The 10529-nt window shown below is 40.2% G+C and carries 9 protein-coding genes; 4 read left to right on the top strand and 5 right to left on the bottom strand.

Annotated features, from left to right (window positions below; all coding sequences use genetic code 11):
• The 3 genes from HYU07_05940 to thrS all read right to left on the bottom strand — a co-directional run.
• Positions 1-2254, bottom strand: a 2254-nt coding sequence (locus tag HYU07_05940; GenBank protein ID MBI2129751.1) for an ATP-dependent helicase, incomplete at its 3' end; no start/stop codon positions are given.
• Positions 2255-2485: 231 nt separating this feature from the next.
• Positions 2486-3838, bottom strand: coding sequence for a signal recognition particle protein (gene ffh, locus HYU07_05945; GenBank protein MBI2129752.1), 1353 nt, complete (start codon positions 3836-3838; stop codon positions 2486-2488).
• A 48-nt stretch (positions 3839-3886) separates the two neighbouring features.
• Positions 3887-5806, bottom strand: coding sequence for a threonine--tRNA ligase (gene thrS, locus HYU07_05950; GenBank protein ID MBI2129753.1), 1920 nt, complete (start codon positions 5804-5806; stop codon positions 3887-3889).
• 109 nt (positions 5807-5915) lie between these two features.
• On the opposite strand from thrS, the gene HYU07_05955 reads away from it, so the two are divergent.
• The 3 genes from HYU07_05955 to HYU07_05965 all read left to right on the top strand — a co-directional run bounded on the left by HYU07_05955 (position 5916) and on the right by HYU07_05965 (position 7266).
• A complete protein-coding gene (locus tag HYU07_05955; GenBank protein MBI2129754.1) occupies positions 5916-6512 on the top strand; it encodes a VIT1/CCC1 transporter family protein in 597 nt (198 codons plus the stop codon).
• 39 nt (positions 6513-6551) lie between these two features.
• Entirely contained in the window at positions 6552-6896 is a 345-nt protein-coding gene (locus tag HYU07_05960) for a peptidyl-tRNA hydrolase (GenBank protein ID MBI2129755.1), read from the top strand.
• Positions 6897-6978: 82 nt separating this feature from the next.
• Positions 6979-7266: a hypothetical protein gene (locus tag HYU07_05965; protein ID MBI2129756.1), complete on the top strand. Its 288-nt coding sequence runs from the start codon at positions 6979-6981 to the stop codon at positions 7264-7266.
• Here HYU07_05965 and HYU07_05970 read toward each other — a convergent pair whose 3' ends face one another.
• Positions 7267-7974: a nitroreductase family protein gene (locus HYU07_05970; protein ID MBI2129757.1), complete on the bottom strand. Its 708-nt coding sequence runs from the start codon at positions 7972-7974 to the stop codon at positions 7267-7269.
• 414 nt (positions 7975-8388) lie between these two features.
• Between HYU07_05970 and HYU07_05975 the strand changes: the two genes are divergently transcribed.
• Positions 8389-10068, top strand: a complete 1680-nt coding sequence (locus tag HYU07_05975; protein MBI2129758.1) for an ATP-dependent DNA ligase — start codon at positions 8389-8391, stop codon at positions 10066-10068.
• A gap of 15 nt (positions 10069-10083) precedes the next feature.
• Here HYU07_05975 and HYU07_05980 read toward each other — a convergent pair whose 3' ends face one another.
• Positions 10084-10467 (bottom strand): hypothetical protein, encoded by a 384-nt coding sequence (locus HYU07_05980; protein MBI2129759.1) that lies wholly within the window; start codon positions 10465-10467, stop codon positions 10084-10086.
• Positions 10468-10529 lie beyond the last annotated feature (62 nt).

Consider the following 10529-nt stretch of genomic DNA (forward strand, 5'->3'; position numbering starts at 1 on the left):
CTTTATAGTTTCTCAGTATCATCAAAGCGCGAGCTGCGCAATGCCTGAATCTTCTCTTCAGAATTTCGGTCTGTTCTATTGAAAGCCTTGCGATTTCATCAAAATCCGATTTCTTCAATATCTTAAAGATCTGCTCAACATTTACATCTTTGTTCATCCTTATAAAAAATCCATTGTCACTCATTCCGATTTCAACATCCTGATGCAATAATCGCCCCGCGATATATGCGACAGCTCTTGACAGGCAGTCATTGACCCTTCTCCCAAATAAGCTGTGAAATATCAAATGGCTGCCGTTCTCATTCTTGAAATGCTCCACAATTATCCTTTTATCGCTAGGGATTGTTGCGTATTCAAACTGCTCCCTGAAGTATTCGTAAATTGAGTTAGCGGCATATTTGTCAACATAAAGGTAAGAATTTATGAATTCAAGGATTTCCTCTTTTGTTTTATTTGCGCAGAATTTCTCGCTCATCAATCTTCTGAACCTTCCGATATCAAGAGCCAGGTCAAAAGACAAAGGCAGCATCTCGCTGATCCATGACGGAATTGTAGGCGGCCTATGCGCGCTGGCTGAAACCTGGGCAACCATTCCCCTGCTGAACTTGAATTCATAAACATTTCCTCCCAAAACAAAACTGTCGCCCTGCCTTAATTTTTCCAAAAACCCCTCATCCAAATGGCCGATTGTTTCCTCGCCTACTTTTACAGTTATAAACATTTCTTCAGGAATTGTCCCGATGTTTGTCATATAAAGAACCCTGCTGAGCCTGCCCCTTCTTCCAATCATTCCTGTTTCCTTGTCATGCCATATCTTTGCATAGACGTGCCTTGACTCAAGGCTCGCAAATTCTCCTGAAAGATATTTTATTATCTCGAGAAAATCCTCCCAGGGAAGATCCTTATAGCAGTATGAAGACCTTATCAGCCTGAATAAATCATTTATTTGGATCTTGTCCGCAATTGCAATGCCAAATATTTGCTGGGCAAGGACATCGAGGCAGTTAACAGGAATATGTATCTTGTCCATCTTTCTTTCAACTGCAGATTTAAGCAGAACAGCGCATTCTATCAAATCATCCCTGTCAAGCACAATAATCCTGCCCATTGTTTTTGAATGCAGCTGGTGGCCGCTTCTTCCAGTTCTCTGCAATGCCCTGGCAACAGATTTAGGGGATCCGAGAAGAATAACCAGGTCAATAAATCCGATATCAATGCCTAGCTCCAAGGAAGTTGAGCATACAACCACTTTTATTTTTCCTTCCCTTAATCTTTGCTCAATATTCTGCCTAAGGAATTTGCTCAGGCTGCCGTGATGCGCCCCTATATTCTCTGTATAATTCTTGGGGAATTTGTCTTTCAGATGGTCAACAACCCGTTCAGTTGCGCTTCTTGTGTTTGTAAATATTAGTGTTGTTTTATGCTCCTGCACAAGCTTGTCTATTAAAGTATAAAGCGCGTCATGCATATATGCATATTCAATGTCAATCAGATTTTCAACGGGTGACAGCACTTTCAAATCCAATTCTTTTATGAACTGCACATCTACAATAATGCAGCCCCTCACTTTTCCTTCATCATAACCTGCAAGGAATTTTGCAATCTCTTCCAGAGGAGAAATTGTAGCAGATAATCCGATTCTTGCCATATGCGAGGATAAAGCTGCCAATCTTTCAACTGACAAAGAAAGATGAACTCCTCTCTTGTTTTCAGCCAATGCGTGAATTTCGTCAATAATGCACCACTGCACATTTTTAAGATGCTCTACGAATTTTGAAGAGGAGAGCATTAATGCAAGGCTTTCAGGGGTGGTTATTAAAATGTGAGGCGGGGCTTTGAGCATCTTTGATTTTTCTGCTGCTGTTGTATCTCCTGTCCTGACTCCTACCCTGATGTTTAATTTTTTATCTGCTATTGCCTCCATTTCCTTCAATGGCTGCACAAGGTTTACAAGAATATCGTTTGACAATGCCTTCAAAGGCGAAATGTAAACGCAGTATATCTTGTTTTCCAGAATGCCTTTTTCCGAGGAATCAACAAGCTCGTTTAAAATTGACAGGAATCCAGTCAATGTTTTTGTTGCTCCTGTCGGGGCGGAGATCAGGATATTCTTTCTGCTGTGTATTTCCATAACACCATATAGCTGCGGCAGGGAATAGGCCCTGAATCTGCTGTAAAACCATTTTTTTACAATATGGTTTAAAATATTGTTTATCTCTTCAGCTGTGTTGGGCTTTTCCTTGAATTCGAGCATTATGAGAGGGAATGGAAACAGGTTTAAAAAGATATGTCTTAAATTTTGTGAAACTGAAAAGCAAAACATTTATAAATAAAATAGACAATACTGCTAGAACAATATCAAACAACAAGGGGGTGCTAATATGCAATATTTGGATGGTGATGGCGAAGAGCCAGATAATGATGGCGACTTCGGGGATGAATAAACGGAGTTTAACTTGTTTTTTGTTTTATTTCAGAAACTATCTTAAAACTTAAACCCTTTCGGCATTTTGCCCTGGAATTTCTTCATTAACTTTTCAGGAGATCCCTGGCCTTTCAGCATTTTGACAAGCTTTTTGCTCTGCTTGTACTGCTTTACAAGCTCCCTTACAATGCTTGTTGAGCATCCGCTTCCCTTTGCTATTCTTTCTGTTCTTGCAGAATCTATTATTTCAGGATCCTCAAGCTCTTCCTTAGTCATAGAGTTCATTACATAGCGCCATTTCTTAAGCTTGCCTTCCTGCACCTGCAGCACGTCTTTTGGCAATTGCAATTGCGAGAATCCTGGAATCATCTCCATTACCTTGCTTATTGGCCCCATTTTAGACATCGCTTCCATCTGCTCATACAGGTCAATAAGATTGTACTCTCCCTTCAGAAACCTTTTGCCCAGATCCTTTGCTTCCTCTTCTGTTATAGCATCTTTTGCTTTCTCTAATAATGCCTCTAAGTCCCCCATGCCCAATAATCTGCCGACAAAGTTTTTCGGCTTGAATTCCTCCAAAGCATCTATCTTTTCTCCCACTCCGATAAATTTAACATTTGCTCCTGTAACTGCGCAGGCAATCAATGCGCCGCCGCCTTTTGCTGTTCCGTCGAGCTTTGTAACAATAACGCCAGTTACATTGCATGTTTCATGGAATTTCTTTGCCTGCGATTCAGCTGCCTGGCCTAAATCGCCGCCTATTGTCAATAGCACTTCATCAGGCTGAACTTTTTTGTTGATATTGTTCAATTCCTCGATCAGATCATCAGATAAGGCATCCCTTCCTGCAGTGTCTATGATGGCAACATCGTATTTTTTTATGTTTTTTTCAAATTCAGAATAGATTTTTATCGGATCCTTTTCTTTCTTTATGCCGTAGAAATCAACATTAATCTGCTTTGCTAATTGTTCTAATTGCTCATAAGCTGCTGGCCTCCAAGTGTCAGTCTGTACTACTGCAATTTTCAAGCCGCGCTTCTGAAAGAATTTTGCCAGTTTCCCTGCTGTTGTTGTTTTTCCATTTCCGAACAGGCCGACAAGCATTATTTTGAAAGGCCTTTTTGTGATGTCTATTTTTGCCCCTTCTCCGCCTAAGAAATTGGCCAGTTCATCGTAAACGATCTTTATCAGATATTCTTTCTTTGTCAATCCAGAAGGAGCTTCTTCTTTCAATGCCCTTTCTTTTATTTTCTTTGTAAGATCAAAGACAAGCTTTACATTGACATCCGCTGCCAATAGCGCTTTTTGTATGTCTTTGATTAATTCATTGATCAGCCTTTCATCTACAAAAAGTGCTTTTGTTATTTTCTGCAATGTGTTTCTTAATGCAGAACCGAGGCTGTCTAAGACCATAGGGTATAAGAATGAGTTTTGGTTTATAAATGTTTTCTAGAACTTTTATTAAAACTTCACACTTATTTCTTTCTTCTCTATATTCTCTTTAACCTTTTTGATAAAATCATCAACATTCAGATCCGCAAGCTTTCCGTCCAATGTCCTTACTGCAACTGTTTTGTCCTTAACTTCCCTCTCGCCGACAGTTATGATCACCGGGATCTGCTGCACCTGCGCATCTCTTACTTTCTTCGGAATGGACTCTGCCCTTAAGTCAATGTCAGCTCTTAAGCCATGCTCCTCGAATTTCTTTTTCAGTTCCAAGGCATAGTCATTGAACCTGTCTGCAACAGTCAGGATTATGATCTGCAAAGGGCTGATCCATAACGGGAATCTTCCTGCAAAATGCTCTATTAAAACTCCGATAAACCTTTCAAGGCTGCCATAAACAACTCTATGAAGTATAAACGGCCTGTGCTGCCTTCCATCTTTTCCTTCATAAGTTATGTCAAGCCTTTCCGGAAAGTTAAAATCAACCTGTATTGTGGAGCACTGCCATTTTCTTCCAAGAGCATCTGCTATCTGAACATCTAATGAAGGGCCGTAGAACTTTGCCTCGCCAGCCAATATATTGAAAGGTATTTTTAATTTATCTAATGCATTCTTCAACGAGTCTTCTGCTTTCTTCCAGCCAGCATCATCTCCGATATATTTGTCTTTTTTCTCTTCGCTTCTGACAGACAGTGTAAAGAAATATTTTTCAAAGCCAAATACAGCAAGCATCTTCTTGATTAATAAGATTACATTCACTATCTCATCTTCAAGCTGCTCAGGAGTGCAAAATATATGCGCATCATCCTGCGTGAAAGCCCTTACCCTGAACAAGCCGTGAAGCACTCCGCTTAATTCATGGCGATGCACGTGCCCAAGCTCGCCTACTCTTAAAGGCATCTCCCTGTAAGAATGCACTTTTGTCTTGTAAATAAGCATTCCGCCCGGGCAGTTCATCGGCTTTATAGCATAATCCTGCTCATCAATCCTTGTTGTGTACATCATATCTTTGTAAAGCTTCCAATGCCCGCTCCTCTCCCATAGCACTCTGTTCAGCATTGTTGGTGTGCTTACTTCAATATAGCCTGCTTTCCTGTGCTCTTCTCTCCAATAATTAATAAGCTCGTTTCTGAGAATCATTCCATTATTGTGCCAGAAAATAAATCCAGGGCCTTCTTCATGCACTGAAAATAAGTCTAGCTGCTTTCCGATTATTGTATGGTCTCTCTTCTTCGCTTCCTCGATCATTTTAAGATAATCATTGAGCTCTTTTGCTTCGGGGAAGCTTATTCCATATATTCTCTGTAATTGCTTGTTTTTAATGTCGCCTCTCCAATATGCTCCTGCAATCTTTGTCAGCTTGAATGCCTTTATCTTTCCTGTTGATGAAACATGAGGTCCTCTGCACAGATCAATAAAATCACCCTGCCTGTATGCTGTCAAGTCTTTCCCAAGCTCCTCAATCAGTTCAAGCTTGTAAGGGTTGTTTTTGAACAGCTTCTGCGCTTCTGCTTTTGTCAATTCTATTCTTTCAAGAGGAAGATCCTGATTTACAATGTTGTGCATCTTTTCTTCTATTTTCTTCAGGTCTTCAGGCTTGAAAGGATCTGCGTCAAAATCATAATAGAATCCTTCCTCTACAATAGGGCCTATAGTCGGCTTTACTTTAGGAAATAGCTGAATAACAGCATGAGCTAAAACATGGGCTGTGCTGTGCCTGAATATTTCTGTGCCTTCCTTGTCCTTGAATGTTATGACCCTGAAGCTGCAGGATTCTTTTATTGGGGTGTTTAAATCTATTAATTTGTCATTGATCTTCGCAGCCAATGCAGCTCTCGCTAATCCTTCCCCGATGTCTTTCTTTATGATCTCTATCGGAGTGATGCCTTCCTTATATTCTCTTTTTGTTCCATCCGGAAAGGTTATTTGAACCATATTACTGGCTTTTTTATTCTCACATTTATAAATTTTTAGTTTGTTTGAATAAGCAAGGGAATTAGGAACCTTTTTAAGCGCGCATTTTTACAGATTCATTCGTGATAAAATGAGAACAAAGATCAACAGGGCATTATTCAGGATCAAGCAGTTCAACAAGATAGCTGAGATAGATGAAATAGCAAGAAGGTATCTGGCAATGAACAGCTTTGACGGTGTTCTTGCGATCCTTGGAATTCTTTTGGCAAGCTTTTTCGCAGATATAAGATCAAGAAGCATGGTGATAACAGCTTCATTGGGAATAGCGGTAGCCATAGCTGTTTCAGGATTTTACGGGACATTTATAACAGAGAAGGCGGAAAGAACAGGAAAAATAAAAAGGCTTGAGAAAAGCGTTGGCATGTTTCTTAAAGAATCCCAGATTCAGAGCGCGCACAGCTTTGCCACGCTCGCGCTTGCAGCAATTGACGGGCTTTCGCCGTTTCTTATAGCGATAATTATAGTGATGCCGTTTTTTATAGCCAGCAGCATAACTTCGGCATATTACATGTCTTTTGCCCTGGCTGCATTATTCCTATTCCTTGTAGGAGCATTCCTGGCAAGGATCTCAAAAGAAAACATGTTTATTGAAGGAACGAAGATGGTGATAGCAGGAGCTGTCTGCACAATAATTATATTCTTCGTTGAAATGATGACGAGGGCATAAAACGCAAAATTATTAAACTGAATAAAAAACAAACTTCTTATGCCGTACAAGCAGGTTATTTTGGCCAGGGAAGATCTAAACTTGCCCAAGGGAAAATTAGCAGCCCAGGTAGCTCATGCCTCTGTTGCTTCTCTTATTAAGTCGCACAAAGAGGATATTGCAAAGTGGAAGAATGAAGGGATGAAAAAGGTTGTTCTGAAAGTCAAGGATCTGGGTGAGATGATGAAATATAGAAAAGAATCTCAGGATGCGGGCTTAGTTACGGCTCTGATAACTGATGCCGGCAGGACTGTTGTAGAGCCGGGAACAATAACATGCCTGGGAATTGGGCCGGATAAGGAAGAGAAGATCGATAAGATAACCGGAAAGCTGAAGATGCTGTGATTTTCATTCCCCAAATAATTGCTTTACTCGTTTCTTCGATTTCACCATAAGATTTATAAATGAATGGCTTTTTCCATAAATTATGAAAAAATTTATGTTCGCAACATTGGTTGTTTTGGGGATGTTAAGCTTAATGCTTGCAATTAACCCCTTTAATCTTATTGTCAGCATTGCGCAGATCTTTAATTTTAATGTTGTTCTTGTTCCAATGTACATCATTCCGATTGTTAATGTTTTGTTTGTTTTGAATTCATTCTCTTATGTTTATCTGACATCAAACGGCAGGAACAACCATAAAAAGAAGAGCGCATTTTCTTTCAAGAAAATGATCGACTCTGCGATTAATTTCTTGTTTGAGGAAGAAGAGTAATCATTTCTTTTTCTTCATTCTGCTGATGTGATGCCTTAATTTTTCAAAAATATTTTTAGAAGCAGCTTCAGCTGCAGACGCCCCTTTCTCCAGGCCTTTTTCAACTAATTCCCTGCCTGCATTGAATGTTTTCTTTATCCTGGGGCCATACCATTCCATTACAGCATCAACATCAGTTATCCTGCTCAAGTATTTCTCAATGAAAACAACATTTTCAATTGTATATCGCAGTGGCTCTGGCGGCTTTTCATCAGCATAGCCTATTGTGATAATTGCCTGCGGCCTTGCATAATCCGGAATGCCGCATGTTCTTTTCACAGCTTCCTCTTCAAATGCGCCGACCCAGCAAGCGCCTAAGCCAAGGGCATTAGCTGCCAGAAGCATGTTTTCAACTGCAGCTGCGCAATTCTGTATTGCATACAGCCTTTCCCCTCTGACTCCATAGAACTGGACAGCCCTTTCAAGGACAGTGCAGACAACAATATGGACAGGGGCATCAGCCATCCAGTACTGCTGCAGAGAGGCTTCTGCCAATGACCTTCTTTTATCAGCTTCTGTTACAACAATGAATTTCCAATTTTGCAGATTCCCGGAAGAAGGTGCATATCTCGCAGCGTCTAAGACCTGCCCTATCTTATCCCATTCAACAGGAATTGTCAAATACTTCCTGACAGAACGCCTTGTCCTTATGCATTCAAAAATGTCCATTTTACCTCTTTTAGAGAATATTTAAATATTACTTATATTTATATTTATTGATAATGTAAAGTGAACCTGTAAAGTATGCATTTGCAAACAAAAATCGGAAAAATAACACCACCAATGGCTGTCGCATTTTTGCTAAAGCAAAAATGCTCGTTCGCCATACCACAACCCTATACTTCGCTTCGCTCGTATAGGAACGTGGTATGTCTCACCAGCCTTGGTGTTATTTTTCCTCAATAAGAAAAAATCCAGCCATGACGCCGACGAGGCAGGGGACGCTCCCTACGGGATGCCGAGTAGGACAAAACGAAGTTTTGTCCGTAGGCGTCATGGTTGGCTGGATTTTTTCAGAATGAAATGTATAGTTAACTTTATTAAAAGATAAACAATTCACTATACTTGAACAAGAGGCAACAAATGAAATACTCAGAATTAGTTGAAATCTATGAAAAGCTGGAAGCGACAACAAAACACCTTGAAAAAACAGCTATTATTGAGGAGATTCTTAAAAAAGCAAAAGCCGATGACCTGAAGGATATTGTTTACTTGCTTGAAGGCAGAGTTTTCCCGGAGTGGGATGAAAGGAAAATCGGCTTCAGCAATAGGCTTGTGATTAAAGCAATAGCAAGCGTAAGCGGAGCAAGCGCCAAGGAAGTGGAAAGCCTGTGGAGCAAAAAAGGAGATCTCGGCATTGTCGCAGAAGAACTGATGAAAAAGAGAAGGCAGTCTGCATTGCGCTTCAGGGAGTTAAGCGTCAGCGATGTCTTGTTAAACATAAGAAAACTGGCGGAAATGGAAGGCGAAGGAACAGTTGCAAGAAAAATCTCATTAATCACAGAGCTGCTCAGCAATGCAAAGCCGGCTGAAGTTAAATATATAGTAAAAACTGTTTTGGAAGAATTAAGAGTGGGAACAGCAGGAGGCATTATAAGGGATGCGATTGCAAAGGCATTTGATAAAAATGTTGAAGATGTTGAAAATGCATTTAACTTGCTTGTTGATTATGGAGAAACAGCGTTGCTGGCAAAGGAAAACAAGCTTGGTAAAACACAGCTGAAGCCTGGCAGGCCATTGAAAGTAATGCTGGCGGTTCTTGTTAAAAATATTGAAGAGGCGTTCGAAGCATTGGGAAAGCCTATGCAGCTGGAGAATAAGCTTGACGGCTTCAGGCTGCAGATCCATTTCGACGGAAGAGAAATCCTGCTGTTCACAAGAAGAATGGAAAACGTAACTGCGCAATTCCCAGATGTTGTCAGCGCTGTTAAAGATCATGTAAAAGGGAAAAGCTTCATAATAGATGCCGAGGCAGTTGGCTATGAAAGGAAAACAGGAAAATACCTTCCGTTCCAGTCAATATCCCAGCGGATAAAGAGAAAATATGACATTGAAGATATGGCGAAGAAATTCCCGGTTGAGCTTAATGTGTTTGATGCAATGTATCATGAGGGAAAGGATTTGATGGACCTTTCTTTATTGAAAAGAAGAGAGGTTGTTGAAAAAATTGTAAGGGAAGAAAAAGGCAAGATAATTCTGACTAAAAAGCTCATAACTGATGATGACAAAAAAGCTGAGAAGTTCTATAAAGAAGCCCTTGACTCCGGTGTTGAAGGGGTTATGCTGAAAAATGTAAATTCTCTTTACAAGCCAGGACGTTATGTTGATGGATGGTGCAAGCTGAAGGAAGTGCTTGAGCCGCTTGACTTAGTCATAGTTGGAGCAGAGTGGGGGGAAGGCAAAAGAGCCAAATGGCTGAGCAGCTATACAGTTGCATGCGAGAAAGACGGGAAGCTGATTGAAATCGGCAAGGTAAGCACCGGGATGAAGGAAAAAGAGGAAGAAGGAGTAACTTTTGAGCAGCTGACAAAGATTCTTAAGCCACTGATAATTTCCCAGAAAGGCAAGGAAGTTGCTATAAAGCCGCAGATTGTGATTGAAGTTGGCTATGAAGAGATACAGAGAAGCCCGACTTATGCGAGCGGATATGCCTTGAGATTCCCCAGAGTTTTGAGATACAGGCCTGAAAAGCCAGTTGATGAGATAGCAAATATTAAGGTTGTTGAGAAGATCTACGAAAGCCAAAGGGGCAAAAAGAAGTAAAATAAGAAACATTAATTAGTATAATACACCGCCATCAGTCCACCATGGCCCTGACGTTTGTAATGAACAACGATACTCGTCAAATCTATCCTGTTCTTCAGCATAAATTTTTGCAAATTTTCTAGACCATTTCTTAGATAAAATTTCATAGGTAAACCCCTCTTTTTCAATGGACTTCGCAACTATTCTGTATCGCAGGTGGTTTGAAACTAGACTGGCTGTTGCACAAATAACAGTTAAACTAGCATATTTTAAAACACCATTATTAGGTCTAACTCCCATTTGATGAGAAGCAAGTAAATGATCTAGCGATATTAATAAAGCACTAGAAGATGCTATTGTAGTTAGAGTAGCGCATACGGGGTTTGATTTAAAATACCTTTTTAATGCTCCAAACATTTTAGTATGTAATTAGGAACTTACTAATCACTATATAAACTTTGTTAAAAAGTTAGGCATGC

It is taken from the genome of Candidatus Woesearchaeota archaeon (genome assembly GCA_016180285.1).
Classification (GTDB): domain Archaea; phylum Nanobdellota; class Nanobdellia; order Woesearchaeales; family JACPBO01; genus JACPBO01.